The following is a 19,370-nucleotide window of genomic DNA, read 5'->3' on the forward strand; positions in this document are numbered from 1 at the left end:
CTGGCCGACCTACTACCCGCACGCCGCCGCCCCCGCCTCAAAGCCCGCTCCCGCAAAAACCCGACCAGCAAATACAGCCCGAACGCCGCCCACCACCCCGCAACCACACAGACCTACAGCTTCCACGCCGACATCACAACCTTCGAAAAAGGGCTTGCCTCCCGGTCACGGCGCTAAACGCAACGGTGTTGACTTCACACATCCAGCATGATCTTGCAGGGGGCCGCCGCACGGCCGCCGCCGCACGGCAGTCGCCCGCGGTCAGGCCTCGTCGGCGACCCGCCGGGCGGCGGCGTACGTGTCGGCCCCGAAGAGCACCAGCCGGGCCTCTCCGACATGCGCCGGTGTCGCGGGCCGCAGCACCGACAGCGCCTGCCGGACCGCGTCCTCCACCGGCCAGCCGTAGACGCCGGCCGAGATCAGCGGGAACGCCATTGTCGACGCGCCCAGCTCGTCGGCGATCCGCAGGCTGTTCGCGTAGCAGTCGCGCAGCAACGCCGACCGGTCCTCGGTGGCGGACCACACCGGCCCGACGGTGTGCACGACCCACCGGGCCGGCAGGTCACCCGCCGTGGTCGCGACCGCCTGCCCGGTCGGCAGGCCCCGGCCGTACCTGGAGGCGCGCAGCGCCCGGCACTCGGCCAGGATCGCCGGGCCACCGCGCCGGTGGATGGCACCGTCCACTTCCCCCACCACCGAGCAGCGAGGAGTTGGCGGCGTTGACGATGACGTCGACGCGTTCTGCGGTGATGTCGCCCTCGACCAGAGTGATCTCCACGGTCAGCCCTCCGTGATCGGCTGGCCCAGCGTACGGCGCGCCAGCAGCGCGGCCCCGGCGACGGCCGCCGGCATGAGCAGCACCGCGCCCAGCGGGATCAGGAAACAGACGAAGACCGCCATCCCGAAGCCCAGCGTCGTCGGCCGGTCCGCCTTCAATGCCGCACGCCGGTCCGGCAGCCGCAGCCCCCGCCGGTAGAAGGGCGCGCCGACCAGCTCCACGGCGAGCAGCCACCCGCCGACGGCCGCGCCGAGGACCGGCACCACGGTCTGACCCACCACCGGGATGAAACCGGCCGCGAAGAGGGGTACGCCGAACAGCACCGACAACCCCACCAGCCGCAGCGAGTCGACGGCGCTGCGCCGCAGCGACGACCAGAACGGCACGTCGACGGCGCCGGGTGTGCCGCCGAGGCGTTCCTCGACCCGCTCGGAGATCTTCTCGTAGAACGGGTCCCCGATCACCAGGGTGACGGCGGTGAAGGCGACCACCGCGAGCAGGCCGCCCAGCCCGAGCAGCGCCAGCCCGGCGACCAGCCGGACCAGGTCGCGCCAGGTGGCGGACCAGCCGTCGGCGAACGGCGTCAGCACGGCCGCCAGGTCGTCCACGAAGTAGACGAGCGCGGCGAACGCGGTGACGAAGAGCGCACCGGAGATCAGCGCCGGCACGACGCCGAGCAGCATCAGCCCGGGACTGCGGACGTAGACGCCGACGCCGCGCAGGAACAGGCCGACACCGCCGAGGAAACGGCCCGCGGCTCCGGTCACGTCACGGGATGCGGTCACGTCCGAAGCCTAGGTCCGCATCAACCGGTTGGTGGATCGCGGGGGTCAACCGGCGCCCGTCGTCATAATCACCGCGTGGTCGATCCGCCGCCGCGTTCCGGCGGCGATCCTCGACCGGTACGCACGAAGCGCGGCGGAAGGCGACGTCCATGCCGGTCATCGAGGTGACCAACCTGCACAAGCGGTACGGCGATGTGGTCGCCGCGGACGACGTGTCGTTCACGGTGGAGGCCGGGGAGATCTTCGGCATCCTGGGCCCGAACGGCGCGGGCAAGACCACGACGGTGGAGTGCGTCGCCGGGCTCCGGGTGCCCGACCGGGGTGGGGTGTCGGTCCTGGGGCTCGACCCGCGCCGGGACGCGGCCCGGCTCCGGCAGCGGGTCGGGGTGCAGCTCCAGGAGAGCCAACTGCCGGACCTGCTACGGGTCGGCGAGGCGCTGGAGCTGTACGCCTCGTTCTACCGCGATCCGGCGGATCCCGCCGAGCTGATCGAGAGGCTCGGCCTCGGCACCAAGCGGAGGACCGCGTACAAGAAGCTCTCCGGTGGCCAGAAACAGCGGCTGTCCATCGCGCTCGCGCTGGTCGGCCGGCCCGAGATCGCCATCCTCGACGAGCTGACCACCGGCCTGGACCCGCAGGCCCGGCGGGACACCTGGGGGCTCGTCGAGCAGGTACGCGACAGCGGGGTGACGATCGTGCTGGTCACCCACTTCATGGAGGAGGCCGAGCGGCTCTGCGACCGGGTCGCGGTGATCGACCGGGGACGCGTCGTCGCCCTGGACAGCCCGGCCGGCCTGGTGTCACGGGTGGCGCCCGAGCAGCGGGTGCGGTTCCGGCCGTCCGCTCCGGTGGACGACCGGCTCTTCACCGACCTGCCGCAGGTGACCGGCGTAAACCGCACCGGGCGCCAGGTGGTGGTGACCGGCACCGGCGACGTGCTGCACGCGGTCACCTCGGTGCTCGCCCGCAATCAGATCATCGCCGCCGACCTGCGGCTTGAGCAGTCCACTCTCGACGACGCGTTCGTCGAGCTGACCGGGCACCGGCCCGCCGAGTGAGAGAGACCGACATGCACGCCTTCGGGCAGATCCTCAGGATCGAGACGAGACTCTACCTGCGGGACTTCGCCGCGCCGCTGATCACCATCGCGCTGCCGCTCCTGCTGCTGGCGGTGTTCGGGCTGATCCCGGCGACGCGGGAGCCGAATCCGGATTTCGGCGGCCTGTCCTTCGTCCAGTACTTCGCCCCGTCGCTGCTGGTGATCACGCTCGCCATGGCCGCGGTGAACATCCTGCCCACCGTGCTGGCCACGTACCGGGAGCGCGGCGTGCTGCGTCGCCTGGCCACCACGCCCGCCAGCCCTGCCGCGCTGCTCGCCGCCCAGCTGGTCATCTCGCTCGCCACCATCCTGATCAGTGCCGTGCTGCTCGTCGTGGTCGGCCGGCTCGCCTTCGGCGTACCGCTGCCCCGGCATCCGCTCGGCTTCGCGCTGGCCCTCGTCCTCGGCACGGCGGCGCTGCTCGCGCTGGGGCTGCTGGTGGCGGCGGTGGCCCGTACGAACAAGGCCGCGCAGGCGATCGCGGTCCCGCTGTTCATGCTTGTCATGTTCTTCGGCGGGGTCTACGTGCCCCGGTTCCTGCTGCCGGACCTCCTGGTCCGGATCGGCGATTACACGCCACCGGGCGTACAGGCGCTGCTCGACGCCTGGACCGCGGACGCGCCGCGGCCGCTGCACCTGGCGATAATGGCGGCGGTCGCCGTGGTCGCTGGTTCCGCCGCGGCGAAGCTGTTCCGCTGGGAGTGAGCGAGGGTCCGATGGCCGGCACCGCCGAGCAGGTCGACCGGCTGGCCGCCTGGGAGGCCCGGGAGCCGGGTGTCTACCGCGCGCTGCCGTACGTCGGGCTGGTGGTCGGTTTCGTGCTCGCCACGGCCGCTCCGGCCGCCGGCGGCATCACGGTGCTGCCCCATCCGGTCGTCGCCGCGCTGGCGGCGGGCTGGATCGCCTGGTTCATGGCGCTGCACCCCAGGTGGATCAGCCGGCGCGGGCTGATGGGCCTCTACTACGCCGGGCTGATCGGGTTCGCCGCGCTGCTGGTGCTGAGCAGCCCCTGGTACGGGTTCTTCGCCTGGGTCGGCTTCCTGCACGCGTTCCTCGTGCTGCACGGCCGGTGGCGGTTCGTCGGCGTGGCCGCCACCGGTGTGCTGATCGGCACCGCGCAGGGCGGCGGCCTGCCCTCGTCGGCGGACCACTGGGTGCTCTGGTCGGTCCTCGTGCTGTTCAACGTGGGCGTGGCCGGCGGGGTGAGCTGGTTCGGCACGGTCGCCGACCGGCAGAACGCCAACCGTAAGCGGCTGGTCGAGGAGCTGGCCGAGGCGAACCGCCGGCTGGCCGAGACGATGCGCGAGAACGAGGGGCTGCACGCCCAGCTGCTCACCCAGGCCCGGGAGGCCGGGGTGACCGACGAGCGGCAGCGGATGGCCCGGGAGATCCACGACACCCTGGCCCAGGGCCTCACCGGCATCATCACCCAGCTGGAGGCCGCCGGACAGGCCCGCGACCGGCGCGCCGACTGGCAGCGGCACGTGGACACGGCGGTCGCCCTGGCCCGGGAGAGCCTCACCGAGGCCCGCCGCTCGGTGCGGGCGGTCCGGCCCGAGGCGCTGGAGACGGCCCGGCTGCCGGACGCACTGGCCGAGCTGGCCCGACGCTGGTCGACGATCAACGAGGTACGCGCCGACGTCAACGTGACCGGTGACGCCCACCCGCTGCACCCCGAGGTCGAGGTGACCCTGCTGCGCACCGCCCAGGAGGCGCTGGCCAACGTGGCCCGGCACGCCGGGGCGTCCCGGGTCGGCCTGACCCTGTCGTACATGGGGGACGTGGTGACGCTGGACGTCCGCGACGACGGCGTGGGGTTTTCGGTCACCGACCCGCCCGCGACCGGTCGCACCGACGGCGGTTTCGGGCTGACCGTGATGCGGCAGCGGGTGGCCCGGGTCGGCGGCGAGTTGGCCGTGGAGAGCGAGCCGGGCGGCGGCACCGCCGTCTCGGCGTCCGTGCCGGCACTCGCCGGAGGTGCCGGTTGACCAGCCCGATCCGGTTGCTGATCGTGGACGACCATCCGGTCGTGCGCGACGGCCTGCGCGGCATGTTCACCGGGGACCCCGGCTTCGAGGTGGTCGGCGCGGCCGGGGACGGCGCCGAGGCCCTCGCCCTGGCCGAGCACAGCCGACCCGACGTGGTGCTGATGGACCTGCGGATGCCCGGCATGGACGGGGTGACCGCGATCGGCCGGCTGCTCCGCTCGGACAACCCGGCGAAGGTGCTGGTGCTGACCACGTACGACACGGACGCCGACGTGCTGCCGGCGATCGAGGCCGGTGCCACCGGCTACCTGCTGAAGGACGCGCCCCGCGAGGAGCTGGTCCGGGCGGTGCGGGCGGCCGCCCGGGGCGAGGCGGTGCTCTCCCCGTCCGTGGCCGGCCGGCTGATGGGGCGGCTGCGGCAGCCGGCCGGGGACCCGTTGAGCCAGCGCGAGCTGGAGGTGCTCACGCTGGTGGCGAAGGGCGCCTCGAACCGGGAGGCCGCCGCCCGGCTGTTCATCAGTGAGGCCACCGTGAAGACCCACCTCCTGCACCTGTACGCCAAGCTCGGCGTCAACGACCGGGCGGCCGCGGTGGCCGCCGCGTACGACCGGGGGCTGCTCACGCCGGGCGGGCGGTGAGCCTGTTAAGAAGGGGCCCTTCCACTACCGCAGGCGTTAACAGGGGGCCCTTCCTTACACAATGGGTGGGTGCGGGCGGCTCGGTTGATCTCGTTGGTGCTGCTGCTGCAGTCGCGGGAGACGATGACGGCGGCGGAGCTGGCGCGCGAGCTGGAGGTCTCCGAGCGCACCGTCTACCGGGACGTGCTGGCGCTCTCCGCCGCCGGCGTGCCGGTCTACGCCGACCGGGGGCGCGCCGGCGGCTACCGGCTGCTGGGCGGCTACCGCACACGGCTGACCGGGCTGACCCGGGACGAGGCGGAGGCGCTGTTCCTGGCCGGGCTGCCCGGGCCGGCCGGGGACATGGGGCTGGCCGACGCGGTGGCGTCCGCCGAGCTGAAGGTGCTCGCCGCGCTCCCGCCGAGCCTGCGGGACGCGCCGGCCCGCACCGGGCAGCGGTTCCACCTGGACGTGCCGGGCTGGTTCCGGGAGAGCGGGCCGCCCCCGTGGCTGAGCGAGCTGGCCGGCGCGGTGTGGCGGGACCGGGTGGTCCGGCTGCGCTACCGGCGCGGCGACCGCGAGGTCGAACGGGAGGCGCACCCGTACGGGCTGGTTCTCAAGAACGGCGTCTGGTATCTCGTCGGGCGGGTCGGTGGCGCGTACCGCACCTACCGGGTCGACCGGGTCACCCACGTCGAGGTGAGCGGCGAGACCTTCGACCGGGACACCGGCTTCGACCTGGCCGGTTACTGGCGGGAGCAGGCCGAGGTCTTCCTGCGCACGATGCTCCGGGCCGAGGTGACGCTCCGGCTGAGCCCCGTCGGCCTGCGCCGGCTCCGGCACCTCGCCGACGCCCCCTTCGTGTACGAGGAGGCGCTCGCCGCCGCGGGCGAACCCGACGGGCAGGGCCGGGTGGTCATCCGGCTGCCCGTCGAGTCCGTCGAGGTCGCGTACTCCCAGTTGCTGTCGCTGGGCCCGGAGGTGGAGGTGCTCGACCCGCCGGACCTGCGGAAGCTGATGGTCGACGCCGCCCGGCGGTCCGCCGAGGTGTACCGCGTCACGCCCGGTCAGCGGTAGCCCGTGACGTCGGCCGGCCTGCCCGTCTCCACCACCTCGGTGAGGTAGCGGAACGCGTCCGGCCGGCTGCCGTCGACGTCGGTGAACCCGTACACCTGCGACAGCTCGCCGGCCGAGACGGAGGCCTGGTTCCAGCGGGCCCGGTCCTCGTCGGCGGCGAGCGCGGCGACGGCCCGCCCGACGAAGGCCGGCGTCTCCGAGATGAGGAAGTGCGGGTCCTTTGCGGCGCCGTCCCGCCAGTTCTCCTCGGTGACGCCGAAGTGCTCAAGCATCGCCTCGGACCGGATCCAGCCCGGCGTCAGCGCGACGGCGGTGCCGCCGTGCGGCTTCAACTCGTGTCCCCAGACGTACGCGAGCCGGTTCACCGACGCCTTCGCCAGGTCGTAGAAGACCGACAGCCGGTAGTGGGTGTCGTTGTACGCCTTCGTGCCGTCGCCGACCTCGACGACCAGCCCGCCGGGCCGGCGGATGAGCAGCGGCAGCGCGAAGTGGCTGGTGATGATGTGCGTGTCCACGGCCAGTCGCAGGGTGCGGAAACCCTCGTCGAGCCGCTGTTCCCAGACCGGCTTCTCCCAGGTGATCAGCGGGTCGGCACCCCAGATGTCGTTGACCAGCACGTCGAGCCGGCCCTGCTCGGCGTCGATCCGCTCGACGAGCGCGCGGACCTCGTCGGCGACCTGGTGGTCCACCCGGACGGCGATGCCGGTGCCACCCGCCGCCGTCACCAGCTCGGCGGTCTCCTCGATGGTCTCCGGCCGGTCCAGCTCCGAGCGGCCGGCGGAGCGGCTGCTGCGCCCGGTCGCGTACACCGTGGCCCCGGCCGCGCCGAGCTGCACCGCGATCTGCCGGCCGGCCCCCCGGGTCGCGCCGGCGACCAGGGCGACCCTTCCTGTCAGCGGTTTCGTCGTCATGCGTCCACTCTGACCGGGAAACCTGACAACCGAAGTCCGGTTTCGCGACCGCGTGTCGTACGTCATGCTCGCCGACATGCAACTCCTGCTCTCCGGGATCGTCGGCTCGGTCGCGTACGGGCTGGCCCGGCCCGGCTCGGACGTCGACCGGATCGGTGTGTTCGCCGCGCCCACGGTGGCGTTCCACGGCCTGCACCCGCCGAAGGAGTCGGTGGTCACCACCGGCCCGGACGTCACCCTGCACGAGGCCGGGAAGTACGCGAGGCTGGCGCTGAGCGGCAACCCGACCGCCACCGAGCTGATGTGGCTGCCGGACGACTGTTACGAGACCCGGACGGAGTTCGGCGAGCGGCTGGTTGCGATCCGCTCGGCCTTCCTGTCCGCGCCCCGGGTCCGCGACGCCTTCCTCGGGTACGCCTCGCGGCAGTTCCGGAAACTGGAGTCGCGCGGCGACGGGACGTTCTCGTCGGACGTGCGGCGGCGGACCGCGAAGCATGCCCGGCACCTGGCCCGGCTGATGCATCAGGGCCGCCACCTCTACGCCACCGGGGTGCTGGAGATCCGGTTGGCCGACCCGGAGTGGTTCCGGTCGTTCGGCGAGCGGGTGGCCGGCGGTGACCTGGCGGCCGCCCGGGACCTGCTCGCCGAGGCCGAGCGCGACTTCGGCCGGATCCGGACGCCGCTGCCGGACCGGCCGGACGAGCCGACGGTGGAGCGGTGGCTGCTGGCCGTCCGTGCCGCCCACCTGCCTGCCAGCCTGGGCGGCTGACGCGCCGAGGCCCCGCGGCCGCTGGCCGGGATCCCAGCCGATCGGTGCTGCCGCCGACCGAAGAGTGCTCGGCGCGACACCCTCGGGCCCGGGCCCACGGCCGGGCCCGGGCCCCCGGGTCACCGCTGAACTCAAACTCCGATGCGGGACCAGGGGCCCCAGACGGCGAACGTCATGCCCCGGCTCGCCTGGATGTTGACGAACAGGGTGTGCCCGTCCGGGCTGAACGTGGAACCGGCGAACTCGTCGTTGGACCGGTCCGCGCCGGTGCTGCTGACCAGCCGGTTCAGGGCGATGTCGAACAGCTCGCCCCGGGGTGTCAGCCCGCGCAGGTAGTTGTCGTTGACGTTGTCCTCGCAGACCACCAGGGTGCCGCGCGGGCTGGTGGTCACGTTGTCCGGGAAGTCCAGCACGTCCGGCCCCGGCGACTCGTAGACCAGCCGCAGCACCTGCGCCCGGCAGTCGTACGCCCACACCTGGCCGTGCCCGTTGCCGTACCCGTCGGCGATCGGACCGGTCGACGTCTCGGCCGGGCCCCCGCCCTGCGTGGCGGTGAAGTAGACGACCCCGTCGTCGTAAGCCGATCCCTCCAGCCGGGAGAAGTAGGCGGCGCCCCGCTCCCAGCCCTGCCGCGAGACGTACGTCAGGGCCTGGTCGTTGGTGGTCGGTGCGACCTCGCCGGGGGTGTACGGGAACCGCGGCGCCGGGTCGTCGATGTCCACCCACATCACCGGGTACGTCGCGTGCCGCCGCTGCGCCGCCGCCAGGTCCAGGTTGGGCCGGCCACGTACGGCCAGCATCTGCAGCCGGCCGCCGTCCAGCAGCCGCCCGCACGATCTCGGGTGCCGGGGCGGCGTGTAGCGGTAGAAGCCGGACGGGAAGCCGAAGTTGTCCTCGGTGAGGTACAGGTGACCGCCGCGCGGGTCGTAGGCCACCGACTCGTGGGCGAACCGGCCGGCCGCGGTGATCGGCGTCCGGTCCGATCGGCCGTCGACCGGCACCTCGTAGATGAAGCCGTGCGGCTGGGTGAGCGGCACGTTGGAGGTGCCGGTGAAGTCCGGGCCGACGTCCGGCCCGTTGACGGTCTCCTCGCAGGTGATCCAACTGCCCCAGGGCATCACGCCGCCGGAGCAGTTCATCATGGTGCCGTTCAGGCTGGTCCAGGAGCGACGGACCTCCCCGTACCGGGTCACCTCGACGGTGGTGGTGCCGCCCTGCGCCATCGGGTCGTACGCGGCGGAGGCGTCGCCGAAGGCCGGCCCGGGGTTGTTCACCTCGTGGTTGCGGACCAGCCGGATGGTGCCGCGGGGGCCACGGAAGGCGCCCATGCCGTCGTGCCGGCCGGGCAGGCGGGTGCCGTCGTCGAGCACCACCGGGAACTCGGTGTCGTGGAAGGAGCGGTACTGGAAGCCCTGCGGCAGGTGCAGGCGGACGGTGCCGTCGCGCAGGTCGGGCACCGGCCCGAGGGTCGGGCGGGGGGCCGGGCGCCGGCCCGCCGCGCCGGCCTCGCCCCGCGCCACGAAACCGAGGAACGGGCCGCCGAGCACGGCGCCGCCGGCCGCGGCGGCCGCGCCGCGCAGCAGGGTACGCCGGTTGAGATCAGGCATCGGGGGGACTCCTTTGTCGCCGGGGCCTCGTTCGTCGAGGCCGGGACCGATCCTTCGGAGATCCTCGTCACCTGTTCACCACATGGCAACCTTTCGGCAATTGTCACTGCGTCGAGGCCGGGCATCACCGGCACCGGGCGTGCGGCGCCGCCACGTACCCTGGTCAGTCGACCAGGCGGACGCGGACCCGGCGGTTCGCGCGGCCCTTGCTCTCCACCTTGACCACCTGGACCTTGCCGATCTGGGCGGTGGAGGCGACGTGCGTGCCACCGTCGGCCTGCACGTCCAACCCGACGATGTCGACGATCCGCACCTCCTGCTCGTCCGGCGGGATCAGGTTGGACTGGGTGCGGATGATGTCCGGCAGGGCGAGCGCCTCCGCCCGGGGCAGCACCCGGACCGCCACCGCCCGGTCGGCGACGACCTCGGCGTTTACCAGCTCCTCGATGCGGCTCTTGAAGTCGGCCGGCACCTCGGGAAGGTTGAAGTCCATCCGGGCCTCGCCCGGCTCCATGTTGCCGCCGGTCACCAGCGCGCCGAAGTCCCGGAAGACGACGCCGCACAGCACGTGCAGGCCGGAGTGGGTACGCATCAGCCGGGTGCGCCGCTGGTCCTCCACCGCGCCGGTGACCGTCGTGCCGGCCGGCGGCAGCGGATCACCCTCGGCGGGGATCAGGTAGAGATCGTCGCCCTTGCGGGTGCCGACGATCCGGGTCTGCACGCCCTGCCAGAGCAGGACGCCGTGGTCCGGTGGCTGGCCGCCGCCGCCCGGGTAGAAGGCCGAACGGTCGAGAACGATGCCCTGCTCGGCATCAGCGAACAGGACCGTGCACTCCCACTCGCGCAGGGTCGGGTCGGCGAGGTCGAGCCGGTGCGTGCGGCCGTGGTGTGTGACGCCCATGACAGCGCAGGTTACTCGTTGAGGAAGGCGGAGACGCGCTCCCGCAGGTCGGCGCGCTCGGTCCAGAGGACGCCCGGCCGGTCGTACACGTGCAGGGTGGCCCCGGGCAGCGCCGCCGCGAGCTGCTCGGCGACCTCCACCGGGTGCAGGTCGTCGTCGGCGCACCCGATCACCAGGGCCGGCGCCGTGACGGCGGCCAGCGCGGTCGCGTCGCTCAGCGGCACCGAGTCCGGCAGGCTGGCCAGGCCCGGCGCGAGACCGTCGCGCAGCAACTGGTCGAGGCGCTGCCGCAGGTACGCCCAGCCGGCCGGCGTGTTGCGCACGGCCGGCGGCAGCTCCACCTGCACGACGTCCGCGAGCGTGGCCGCGTCGCCGCTCTCGACCGCCTCGAGCAGTGCGGTCAGCCGGGCCCGGGCCACCTCGCCACGGGGGCGGTCCAGCACCGCCGGCAGGAAGAAGACAAGCTTTCCGAACCGCTCCGGGCTCTCGGCGAGCAGCCGGCAGAGCGCCCCCGCGCCCAGGCTCGCGCCGAACGCCCGGGTCGCGCCGCCGAGGTCGGCGACCGCCCGCAGATCCCGGGCAAGGTCGGTGTAGCTCCACGGGCCGGGCGGCGCGTCGGAGCGGCCGTGACCGCGGAACTGGAAGAAGAGCTTGCGCCCCACGACGCCGCTGCCGAACGGGCGGGTGGTGGCGATGCCGTTGCCCAGCCCGTGGGCGAACACGGTGACCGGGTCACCGGCGCCGGTGACCAACTGTTCCAGTTGGACACCGTGCGGCGTGGCGACCAGCTCGGTCTCCGGCTCGGGCAGGGCCGGCCGGCCGGTGCGCGGGGCACCCGGGCCGGGACCCCAGGTGCGGGGACCGCCGTCCGGCGGTGGCGGCCAGCGGAAACCTCTCACCAGGACGTTCCGCGGCCGTCGCTCAGGTCGCGCAGGCCGACCCGGACGTCGAGCAGGTAGATGAGCCCGGCGGCGATGCCGATCAGGCCGAAGAGGCTGATCGGGCCGAAGCCGAGCAGCGTCAACACGAGACAGACCGCGAGGATGGCGACCCAGCCGCCCTTCGGCAGGGTGCCGATCGCGGGGAAGCCGTCCGAGCGCTGGGTGATGGCGTGCACCAGGGCCACCCCCTGGACGATCAGTGCGAAGGCGAGCAGGATCAGCTCGATCACGTCGCGGATGGCGAAGGCGAAGAGCGGCGCGGCGTTGGCCATGTCGGCAAGCTTATGCCGGCGACCCCGGAAACGTCCGACAGGACGCCTTCCGGGGTCGCCGGCGACGAGTCACTCGGCGGCCGGACGGGTCCGCTTCGTGGCGCGCGGCAGCTTCGCCGACGGGGTGGCCGGCTTGGCGGTGGCCTTGGTGACCCGGGTCGCCCGCTTCTTGACCGCGGCCGGCTTGGCCTCGGCGATCTCGGCGACCTCGGCCGGGGTCGGCACCTCGGTGGTCTCGGCCTTCACCGCGGCCGGCGCGGCCTCGACGGCGGACCCGGCCTCCGTCGTCTCGATGTCGGTGTTCAACGTCTCCGCGGCCTCCAGCACACCGGCGCCGACGACCCGCTCGCCACGGGCGACGAGCCGGCCGTACGCGGCGAGCGCCCGCTCCTGCGCGGCGTGCGCGCCGGCGACGACCACGGCCGCGTTGCGGACCGCAGCCTCGCGGAGCTTGTCCAGGTCGGCCGCCTCGCGCAGCTTGTCCAGGTCGGCGATCTCCCTGAGCCGGTTGAGGTCGGCCGCCTCGCGGACGCGCTTGAGGTCAGCGGCCTCCCGCAGCTTCTGGAGGTCCAGGTCGGTGGCGGCCCGCTGGCGCAGGGTGCCGGCGGTCAGCGTCGCGGTCCGCAGCGTCTCGCTGGCCTTCTGGCGCAGCTCGACACCGTTCTCGGCGGCGACCTTGTTGCGCAGGTCGCTCACCACGGCCGGGAGCTTGCGCAGCTGCTCGTACGCCAGCTCGCCGGCGCCGGCGGCGGCGTAGAGGGGGGCGGGGATGCGGCTGGTCTTCGGCTGGGTGGTCATGACTTCTCCTCCTCGGCCGCGTCGGCGGCCGTCGGGGTCGCCCTGCGGGCGGCCTTCTTCTCGGGGGTCGGGGCGGGAGCGGGACCGGACTCCGTGACGGCGACCGACTCGAGCACCGCCTCGGTCGGCGTGCCCTCGGTCGTCGTCGGGCCGGTGGCGGCGGCGTTGGCCAGGTCGGCGGCCGATCCGGGTGGCGTTGCCGGGCCGGTCCCGGCCGGGCCGGGTGGTGCGGCCGGGCCGGGTGGTGCGGCCGGGCCGGGTGGTGCGGCCGGGCCGGCCTCCGCCGGGCCGGCGGCCGCCGCGGTCGCCTCCGCGAGCCGCGTGTTCTCCCGGCGGAACGTCTCGTAGATCTGGGTGAGCGACTGCTTCTGCGCCATGGTCAGGTCGGGGTCGACGGCGATCGCCGCCAGGACGCCCTGCCCCTCCTTGTCGTCGAGCAGCCCGGCGCGCAGGTACATCGCCGGCGTCGAGACCCGGAGCGCGCTGGCGAGCTGCTGGAGCACCTCCGCGCTGGGCTTGCGCAGGCCACGCTCGATCTGACTCAGGTAGGGGTTGCTGACCCCCGCCTGCTCGGCGAGCTGCCGGAGCGAGATCTTCGCGTTCCGGCGCAGGTCACGAATGAACCCGCCGACGTCGGGAAGGTCTTTACCACTGGCCATACCTCGACGCTAGCGCGCCCTGCTAACTCCTGCAAGCAAAGCGCTTGCCGTAGTTAGCAAGGTCTCAGCAATCGGGTTGCGACCCCGGCAACCGGTCTCTAGCGTGCGGCGGGATGACTGAGCTCAACGTGAACGGCGCCCGGCTCGCGTACGACGACCGGGGCACTGGCACACCGGTCGTCCTGCTGCACGCGGGGATCGCCGACCGGCGGATGTGGCGCGAGCAGGTGGACGCCCTGGCTGCCCGGCACCGGGTGATCGCCCTGGACCTGCGCGGTTACGGCGAGTCCGAGCTGCCACCGACGCCCTTCGCCAACCACCAGGACGTCGTCGGGCTGCTCGACGCGCTGGGCCTCGACCGCGCCGCCCTGGTCGGCTGCTCGTTCGGCGGCGCCGTCGCGGTCGACACCGCGCTCGCGCACCCGGACCGGGTGACCGCGCTGGCCCTCCTCGGCAGCGCCGTCTCCGGTCACGAGTGGTCCGACGAGTTCCACGACCTCTGGGACATGCTCATCGGCGACGTCGACCCGGACGACCTGGACGCCAACGCCGCGGCCGAGGTGCGGTTCTGGGTGGTCGGCCCGGCCCGCCGGCCGGAGGACGTCGATCCCGCTCTGATCGCCTTCGCGCACGAACTGGACCGGCGCGCGCTCGCCGCCGAGCAGGCGCTCAGCGCGGTGGACGGCGTCGACCTCGACCCGCCCGCCATCGGCCGGCTCGGCGAGCTGCGGATGCCGGTCCTGGTCACCGCCGGAGCCGCCGACGTGCCGGACATCAACCGCCTGGCCGACCGCATCGCCGCCGAGGCACCGCGGGCGATCCGCCTTCCGGACATCCCGGACGCCGCCCACCTGCTCCCGCTGGAACGCCCGGCCGAGGTCAACGCCGCCCTGCTCGACTTCCTGCCCTGACCCCGCCTCGCCGGGTGGGATCGGAGTCACCAGACCGGGCGGACGGCCCCTACCGGGAGGCCACCGCCGAAGAGCGGCACCTCGGCGAACTCCTCAAGCACCGGCCCGGTGACGCCGAGCCGGCGCAGCGCCGACACCAGCACCGGCATCCGGGCCCGGCCGGCACCGTCGTCGATCTTCAACGCGACCGCACCGACCCCGGGGACCGCCGCGGCGATCACCCCCTCGGCGCCCACCTTCGCCAGCAACCCCGGCACCCCGCGCATCAGCCGGGTGTCGTCGGCCTGCGTGCCGCCGACGATCTCGGGGTACGCCCGCATCGCGTCGGCCACCGTCCGCGGCGCCGAACCCGGTTCGGCGTGCACCAGCCGCAGGTACGCCGCCGCCAGGCCGGTCAGCGACACGGCCAGCACCGGCGCGCCGCAACCGTCCACCCCGGTCGCCGCCACCGGCTCACCCGTGAACTCCTCGACCGCCGCCCGCAGGCGCTGCTGCAACGGATGCTCCGGGCGCCAGTACCCGTCCAGCGGCCAGCCCGCCGCCCGGCAGGTCAGCAGCATCCCGCTGTGCTTGCCGGAGCAGTTCATCTGCGTACGGGTGGGTCCGCCGCCGGCCCGCAGCACCGCCGCCCGCGCGTCGTCCCCCACCGGCAGGTCGGGCGGGCAGCGCAGCGCGGACTCGTCGAGCCCGGCCCGCGCCAGCAGCGCGCCCACCCGCGCCAGGTGGAACTCCTCGCCGGCGTGACTGGCCGAGACCAGCGCCAGGTCCGCCGGGTCGGTCAGCGGCAGGCCGGCGCGGATCATGCCGACCGACTGCATCGGCTTGTTCGACGAGCGAGGGAAGACCGGCGAGGACACGTCCCCCACGGCGACCACCGGCGTGCCGGCGGCGTCGAGCACCACCACCGATCCGCGGTGCACGCCCTCCACGAAACCCGACCGGACCACCTCGGCGAGCGGCGCACCGCCCTCGTACGTCTTTCCCACGACGTGGACGGTACCGCCCGCCGATCACGGTCGTCGGGCGGGTGAGCAGGTCTTCGACCTCCGGGCGTACAGGGGCGTCCGGCCGGGCGCCGCTTACCGCCGGGCGGCGGTGACGCCGAGCAGCTCCCGGGCCTCGGCGGTGGTGAGCGGCGGGCGCTGGGCGAGCTGGGCGAAGCCGACGGCGCGGGCGACGAGCTGCATGTTGGACTCGACCGGACGGCCCTTGGCGTACGTCACCGTGTCCTCCATGCCGACCCGCAGGTGCCCGCCGGCCGACAGGGAGGCCAGCAGGACCGGGATGGTGGTGCGGCCGATGCCGGTCGCCGCGAACGTCGTCCCCTCCGGCAGGTCGCGCAGCATCTGCTGGGCGGCCACCAGGGTGGCCGTCGTACCGGGCATGCCACCCGGGACACCCATGACGAAGTCGACGTGGACGTGCCCGCCGGCCGGCAGGCCGTACCTGCCGAGGAGTCGCTGCAGGGCGGTGAGGTGGCCGAGGTCGAAGATCTCGTACTCGGGGACGATGCCCCGCTCCTGCATCCGGGTGTGCAGCTCGACGATGAACTCCCAGCGGTTCAGGAAGACGTCGTCGCCGAAGTTGACCGTGCCCATCGTGCAGGAGGCCATGTCCGGGCCGGCGTCGAGCACCGCGAGCCGGTCGGCCTCCGGGTCGGTCACCGCGCCGCCCGAGGAGAGCTGCACGACCAGGTCGGTGCTCTCCCGGAGCGCCGCCACGGTGTCGCGCAGCCGGCCCTGGTCGAGGGTCGGCCGCGCCTCGTCGTCGCGGATGTGGACGTGGATCACGGCGGCCCCGAGCGCCTCGCACTCCTTCGCGGTCAGCAGCAGCTCGTCGAGCGTGACCGGCAGCGCCGGCACCTCGGCCTTGATCGACTCCGCGCCGGTGGGGGCAACCGTGATCAACGTCCCTGTCGTCATGCCCGGATCCTAGACGGCCGGGTCCGGGGCGGTCGACAGGAAGTCTTCCGGCGCAAGGGGTGTTAAGAAGGGACCCTTCCTCTACCGGAGGCGTTAGTAAGGGGCCCTTCCTTACACGTCGATTGCGGCGGCGGTTTCGCCGACGAGGAGGCGGGCGTCGTCGGGAACGTTGCGCTTGACCACCGCCAGGGCCACCTGACCCAGCTCGTGGTGGTGCACGGCGGTGCCGACGAAGCCGACCGCCCGGCCGTCCAGGGTCACCGGCGTGCCGGCGGCCGGCGGCTGGTCGGTGGTCACCCCGTCCAGATGCAGGAGTACGAGCCGGCGCGGCGGACGCCCCATGTTGTGCACCCGGGCGACCGTCTCCTGGCCCCGGTAGCACCCCTTCTCCAGGTGCACGGCCGGCGCGACGAGGTCCACCTCGGCGGGGATGGTCCGGTGGTCGGTGTCCACCCCGACCCGGGGTCGCCGGGCGGCCACCCGCACCGCCTCGTACGCCCAGAGCCCGGCGACCGGCACCCCCGCGCCCCGCAGCTCGGCGACCACCTGCTCCATCGCCGGCCGGGGCACCAGCAGGTCGACGCCGAGCGGGACGCGACGGGCCCAGCCGCCGGTCGGCAGCGGGCGGACGTCGTAGCGGACGGACGGCCGCGACGGCACCGAGCCGGCCCGGAACTTCGGACCTGGCACCTCGATCACGTCCGGCGCGGCCAGGCCGGACACGCCGAGCGTCGCCACGGCGGCCGGCGCCTCGGGCCCGACCAGCGAGAGCAGGGCGCGATCCGGCGTCACGTCCCGCGGCTCGACCTTGCTGAAGAAGCGCATCCGTTCCAGGTAGGCGAGCAGCCCTTCGGTGGCGCCCGGCTCGGTGTCCAGCCAGGTGGTCTCGCCGTCCTCGGCGACCATCGCGTGCTGCTCGACGTGCCCGTGCGGGGACAGCACCAGCAGCTCGGTGCCCTGGCCGGCGGTCAGCTGCGCCAGATGCTGGCTGGTGAGCGTGTGCAGCCAACCGATCCGGTCCTCGCCGGAAACCGCGATCACGCCGCGGTGCGAGCGGTCGACCAGGCCGACCGCCGTGTCCAGCGTGCGCTGCTCGCGCAGCGGATCACCGTAGTGCGCCGCCACCGACCGCACGCCGGCCGCGGCGTGCGCCGGCTCCGGCTGGTCCCGGCTGGCCTCGTCGATGCTCTCGACGGCCACCGCGCCCGCGATGTCGATCATTCCTGGTCCCCGTTTCCGCAGCGGCCGCAGACGCCGAAGAGGGAGACGTGGCCGATGTCCACCCGGAACCCCCGCTGCGCGGCGAGCTGGTCGGCCAGCGGGCGCAGCAGGCTCGGATCGATCTCGTCGATCCCGCCGCACTCCCGGCAGACCAGGTGCACGTGCTGGTCCTCACCCGCCGCGTGGTAGGTCGGCGAGCCGTGCGAGAGATGGGTGTGGGTCACCAGGCCGAGCCGTTCCAGCAGCTCCAGCGTGCGGTAGATGGTGGTGATGTTGACTCCCGCGGCCACCTCCCGGACGGCCGTGTGGACCTGCTCGGGCGTGGCGTGGCCCAGGTCCAGCACAGCCTGGAGGACGAGTTGCCGCTGCGCCGTCAGCCGCAGGCCACGGGCCCGGAGCAGTTCCGCGAGGGAGGATTCGGACACCGTCCGATCATAGTTCGCTCCCGCGCGCGCCGGCCCCACCGCGTGGCGTACCGCGGGTTCCGGCGTCCCGGCGCGGGCCGCGACCCCCGCACAGGCCCTATGCTCGGCGGTCATGGTGGCGGCGAGGATCGGGGTGCTCGGGCACGGCCGGGTGCCGGCCACGCAGCCGGTGCTGCGGGGCGACGACCTGGGCGTCCTGCGCGGCGACGGCCTCTTCGAGACGATGCACCTGCGCTCCGGCCGGCCGTGGCTGCGGGAGGCGCACCTGGAGCGCATGGCCCGGGCCGCCAAGGCGGTGGAGCTGGCCCTGCCCCCGGTCGAGGCCCTGGTCACGCTGCTCGACGACGTCTGCGACGGGTGGCCCGCCGACGTCGAGGGGGCGCTGCGGCTGGTCTGCACCCGGGGGCCGGAGGGCGGCGGGCCACCCACCGTCTACGCCACGCTGGCACCGGTGCCGGCGTCGGCCCGGGCCGCGCGCCGCGACGGGATCACCGTGGCCACGCTGCCCCTGGGCGTCCCGGCCCGGGCCCGCTCCGGTCTGGACTGGCTGCCCGCCGGTATCAAGTCCACCTCGTACGCGGTGAGCACCGCCGCCCGCCGCTGGGCCACTCGGGCCGGCGTGGACGACGTGCTCTGGGTCTCCTCCGACGGGTACGCGCTGGAGGGGCCGACCGCCAGCGTCGTGTGGCTCGCCGGGGGCACGCTGTGCACCGTGCCCGCCGACACCGGCATCCTGCCCGGCACCACTGTCGCCTGGCTGCTGGCCCACGCCGTCGAGATCGGGCTGGCGGCGGACGAGCGGCTGGTCACCCCGGCCGGCCTGCACGCCGCCGACGCGGTGTGGTTCAGCTCGTCGATCCGGGGTCTGGTGGAGGTCCGGGCCCTGGACGGCGCCGAGCGGCCCCGGTCGGAGTGGACCGGCCGGTTGCAGGCCCTGCTGGGTTTCCCCGCCCCGCCCGCCGGGCGGGACAGGGCCTGACCTCAGCCGCCGACCCGGATCAGCCGGGCGGACAGGTGCGGGGAGAGACCGTGGCCGACGGCGGCCATCTCCTGCGCGTACAGGAGGGCGCCCTCGACGATGCCGAAGAGACGGTGCCCGGCGGTGACCTCCTTCGCCGTGGCGGTGCGCACCACGGCGTCGGTGACGAACTCGATGCGGGTGCCCGTGCGCTTGCCGATGTGCAGCTCCATCACCCCGGTCGGGACGGTCATCAGCGCTTCCAACTCGTCGGTGGCCCGGTCGCCGGCCAGCACCGGCCGCCACCACCCGACCTCACGGCCGGCCGGGCGGGCCGGCCGGCTCTGCTCGTCGAGGATCCAGGCCCGGGACTCGTAGAACAGGAACGGCCGGCCGTCGTGGCTGATCCGGATCTCCTGCGCGAAGTCGAAGTCCTCGATGGTGGGGAAGCCGCCCCGGCCCCGGCCACGCCACACCCCGACGTACGGCAGCAGGCCGTCCAGCGTCGGGTGCAGCTTCGGGCCGACGCGCAGGTCGTGGCTCTCCTCGTAGGGGTACGGGTCGACCGGCGGCGCGTTCAGCCACGGGGGCGGCTGCAACGGGTTCTCGTCGCTCACCAACGTCCTCTCGATATGCGTACGGCAACGTAGATCAGGCCGCCGGCGAGCGCGCCCAGGCCGGCGACCAGCAGGCTGACGAACCCTGTCTCGGTGACCATCGGCGACCATCCT

Annotated in this window: 22 protein-coding genes and 1 pseudogene; 8 read left to right on the forward strand and 15 right to left on the reverse strand. The window is 73.8% G+C overall.

The genetic code is table 11. The annotated features are described in order from the left end of the window. Positions 1-261: 261 nt before the first annotated feature. Together ABTW87_RS17830 and ABTW87_RS17835 are read right to left on the reverse strand one after the other, a co-directional pair. Positions 262-778, reverse strand: a pseudogene (locus ABTW87_RS17830) (O-acetyl-ADP-ribose deacetylase). Positions 779-780: 2 nt separating this feature from the next. Continuing rightward, on the reverse strand, positions 781-1,563 hold the full coding sequence (locus ABTW87_RS17835; protein ID WP_350651922.1) for an EI24 domain-containing protein: 783 nt from the start codon (positions 1,561-1,563) through the stop codon (positions 781-783). 149 nt (positions 1,564-1,712) lie between these two features. Between ABTW87_RS17835 and ABTW87_RS17840 the strand changes: the two genes are divergently transcribed. From ABTW87_RS17840 to ABTW87_RS17860, 5 genes are all read left to right on the forward strand, one after another. Beyond that, positions 1,713-2,621 (forward strand): ABC transporter ATP-binding protein, encoded by a 909-nt coding sequence (locus ABTW87_RS17840; RefSeq protein ID WP_350651923.1) that lies wholly within the window; start codon positions 1,713-1,715, stop codon positions 2,619-2,621. Further along, complete coding sequence (locus ABTW87_RS17845) at positions 2,618-3,367, forward strand: ABC transporter permease (RefSeq protein ID WP_350651924.1); 750 nt, start codon at positions 2,618-2,620, stop codon at positions 3,365-3,367. Before ABTW87_RS17840 ends, ABTW87_RS17845 begins: the two co-directional genes overlap by 4 nt. Continuing rightward, positions 3,364-4,650, forward strand: coding sequence for a sensor histidine kinase (locus ABTW87_RS17850; RefSeq protein WP_350651925.1), 1,287 nt, complete (start codon positions 3,364-3,366; stop codon positions 4,648-4,650). The genes ABTW87_RS17845 and ABTW87_RS17850 overlap by 4 nt, the downstream gene beginning before the upstream one ends. Next, positions 4,647-5,288 carry a response regulator gene (locus tag ABTW87_RS17855; RefSeq protein WP_350651926.1) on the forward strand — a complete coding sequence of 214 codons (642 nt, stop codon included), beginning with the start codon at positions 4,647-4,649 and terminating at the stop codon, positions 5,286-5,288. The genes ABTW87_RS17850 and ABTW87_RS17855 overlap by 4 nt, the downstream gene beginning before the upstream one ends. Positions 5,289-5,357: 69 nt before the next feature. Beyond that, positions 5,358-6,344: a helix-turn-helix transcriptional regulator gene (locus ABTW87_RS17860; RefSeq protein ID WP_350651927.1), complete on the forward strand. Its 987-nt coding sequence runs from the start codon at positions 5,358-5,360 to the stop codon at positions 6,342-6,344. On the opposite strand, the gene ABTW87_RS17865 is transcribed toward ABTW87_RS17860, so the two are convergent. Continuing rightward, the gene (locus ABTW87_RS17865) at positions 6,335-7,255 is read right to left on the reverse strand and encodes an SDR family oxidoreductase (RefSeq protein WP_350651928.1); all 921 of its coding nucleotides are present in this window, start codon (positions 7,253-7,255) and stop codon (positions 6,335-6,337) included. The two genes, ABTW87_RS17860 and ABTW87_RS17865, sit on opposite strands and share 10 nt — an antisense overlap. Positions 7,256-7,331: 76 nt before the next feature. Between ABTW87_RS17865 and ABTW87_RS17870 the strand changes: the two genes are divergently transcribed. Beyond that, complete coding sequence (locus tag ABTW87_RS17870; RefSeq protein ID WP_350652037.1) at positions 7,332-8,024, forward strand: nucleotidyltransferase domain-containing protein; 693 nt, start codon at positions 7,332-7,334, stop codon at positions 8,022-8,024. 131 nt (positions 8,025-8,155) lie between these two features. Here ABTW87_RS17870 and ABTW87_RS17875 read toward each other — a convergent pair whose 3' ends face one another. The 6 genes from ABTW87_RS17875 to ABTW87_RS17900 all read right to left on the reverse strand — a co-directional run bounded on the left by ABTW87_RS17875 (position 8,156) and on the right by ABTW87_RS17900 (position 13,202). Next, on the reverse strand, positions 8,156-9,631 hold the full coding sequence (locus ABTW87_RS17875) for a PhoX family protein (protein ID WP_350651929.1): 1,476 nt from the start codon (positions 9,629-9,631) through the stop codon (positions 8,156-8,158). Positions 9,632-9,794: 163 nt separating this feature from the next. Beyond that, positions 9,795-10,532 carry an alanyl-tRNA editing protein gene (locus tag ABTW87_RS17880; RefSeq protein WP_350651930.1) on the reverse strand — a complete coding sequence of 246 codons (738 nt, stop codon included), beginning with the start codon at positions 10,530-10,532 and terminating at the stop codon, positions 9,795-9,797. Between the two features lie 11 nt (positions 10,533-10,543). Next, a complete protein-coding gene (locus ABTW87_RS17885) occupies positions 10,544-11,431 on the reverse strand; it encodes an alpha/beta fold hydrolase (protein WP_350651931.1) in 888 nt (295 codons plus the stop codon). Next, a complete protein-coding gene (locus ABTW87_RS17890; protein ID WP_350651932.1) occupies positions 11,428-11,745 on the reverse strand; it encodes a DUF2516 family protein in 318 nt (105 codons plus the stop codon). The genes ABTW87_RS17885 and ABTW87_RS17890 overlap by 4 nt, the downstream gene beginning before the upstream one ends. Positions 11,746-11,814: 69 nt before the next feature. Continuing rightward, entirely contained in the window at positions 11,815-12,543 is a 729-nt protein-coding gene (locus ABTW87_RS17895; protein WP_350651933.1) for a hypothetical protein, read from the reverse strand. Then, positions 12,540-13,202 (reverse strand): helix-turn-helix domain-containing protein, encoded by a 663-nt coding sequence (locus ABTW87_RS17900; protein WP_350651934.1) that lies wholly within the window; start codon positions 13,200-13,202, stop codon positions 12,540-12,542. Before ABTW87_RS17900 ends, ABTW87_RS17895 begins: the two co-directional genes overlap by 4 nt. 113 nt (positions 13,203-13,315) lie before the next feature. Here ABTW87_RS17900 and ABTW87_RS17905 point away from each other — a divergent pair, with 113 nt between their 5' ends. After that, positions 13,316-14,113 carry an alpha/beta fold hydrolase gene (locus tag ABTW87_RS17905; protein WP_350651935.1) on the forward strand — a complete coding sequence of 266 codons (798 nt, stop codon included), beginning with the start codon at positions 13,316-13,318 and terminating at the stop codon, positions 14,111-14,113. Positions 14,114-14,139: 26 nt separating this feature from the next. Here ABTW87_RS17905 and ABTW87_RS17910 read toward each other — a convergent pair whose 3' ends face one another. The 4 genes from ABTW87_RS17910 to ABTW87_RS17925 all read right to left on the reverse strand — a co-directional run bounded on the left by ABTW87_RS17910 (position 14,140) and on the right by ABTW87_RS17925 (position 17,681). Beyond that, complete coding sequence (locus ABTW87_RS17910; protein WP_350651936.1) at positions 14,140-15,099, reverse strand: asparaginase; 960 nt, start codon at positions 15,097-15,099, stop codon at positions 14,140-14,142. Positions 15,100-15,192: 93 nt separating this feature from the next. Next, the gene (locus ABTW87_RS17915; protein WP_350651937.1) at positions 15,193-16,035 is read right to left on the reverse strand and encodes a beta-keto acid cleavage family enzyme; all 843 of its coding nucleotides are present in this window, start codon (positions 16,033-16,035) and stop codon (positions 15,193-15,195) included. A gap of 111 nt (positions 16,036-16,146) precedes the next feature. Beyond that, positions 16,147-17,256 carry a CAF17-like 4Fe-4S cluster assembly/insertion protein YgfZ gene (ygfZ, locus tag ABTW87_RS17920; RefSeq protein ID WP_350651938.1) on the reverse strand — a complete coding sequence of 370 codons (1,110 nt, stop codon included), beginning with the start codon at positions 17,254-17,256 and terminating at the stop codon, positions 16,147-16,149. After that, a complete protein-coding gene (locus ABTW87_RS17925; protein WP_350651939.1) occupies positions 17,253-17,681 on the reverse strand; it encodes a Fur family transcriptional regulator in 429 nt (142 codons plus the stop codon). Before ABTW87_RS17925 ends, ygfZ begins: the two co-directional genes overlap by 4 nt. 112 nt (positions 17,682-17,793) lie before the next feature. Here ABTW87_RS17925 and ABTW87_RS17930 point away from each other — a divergent pair, with 112 nt between their 5' ends. After that, positions 17,794-18,660, forward strand: a complete 867-nt coding sequence (locus ABTW87_RS17930) for an aminotransferase class IV (protein WP_350651940.1) — start codon at positions 17,794-17,796, stop codon at positions 18,658-18,660. A 2-nt stretch (positions 18,661-18,662) separates the two neighbouring features. Here ABTW87_RS17930 and ABTW87_RS17935 read toward each other — a convergent pair whose 3' ends face one another. Further along, entirely contained in the window at positions 18,663-19,256 is a 594-nt protein-coding gene (locus ABTW87_RS17935; RefSeq protein WP_350651941.1) for a heme-binding beta-barrel domain-containing protein, read from the reverse strand. Then, the gene (mtfM, locus tag ABTW87_RS17940) at positions 19,253-19,357 is read right to left on the reverse strand and encodes a small membrane protein MtfM (protein ID WP_350651942.1); all 105 of its coding nucleotides are present in this window, start codon (positions 19,355-19,357) and stop codon (positions 19,253-19,255) included. The genes ABTW87_RS17935 and mtfM overlap by 4 nt, the downstream gene beginning before the upstream one ends. Between the last annotated feature and the right edge of the window lie 13 nt (positions 19,358-19,370).

Origin of the sequence: Micromonospora sp. NPDC126480, assembly GCF_040302465.1 — a bacterium.
Classification (GTDB): Bacteria; Actinomycetota; Actinomycetes; order Mycobacteriales; family Micromonosporaceae; genus Micromonospora.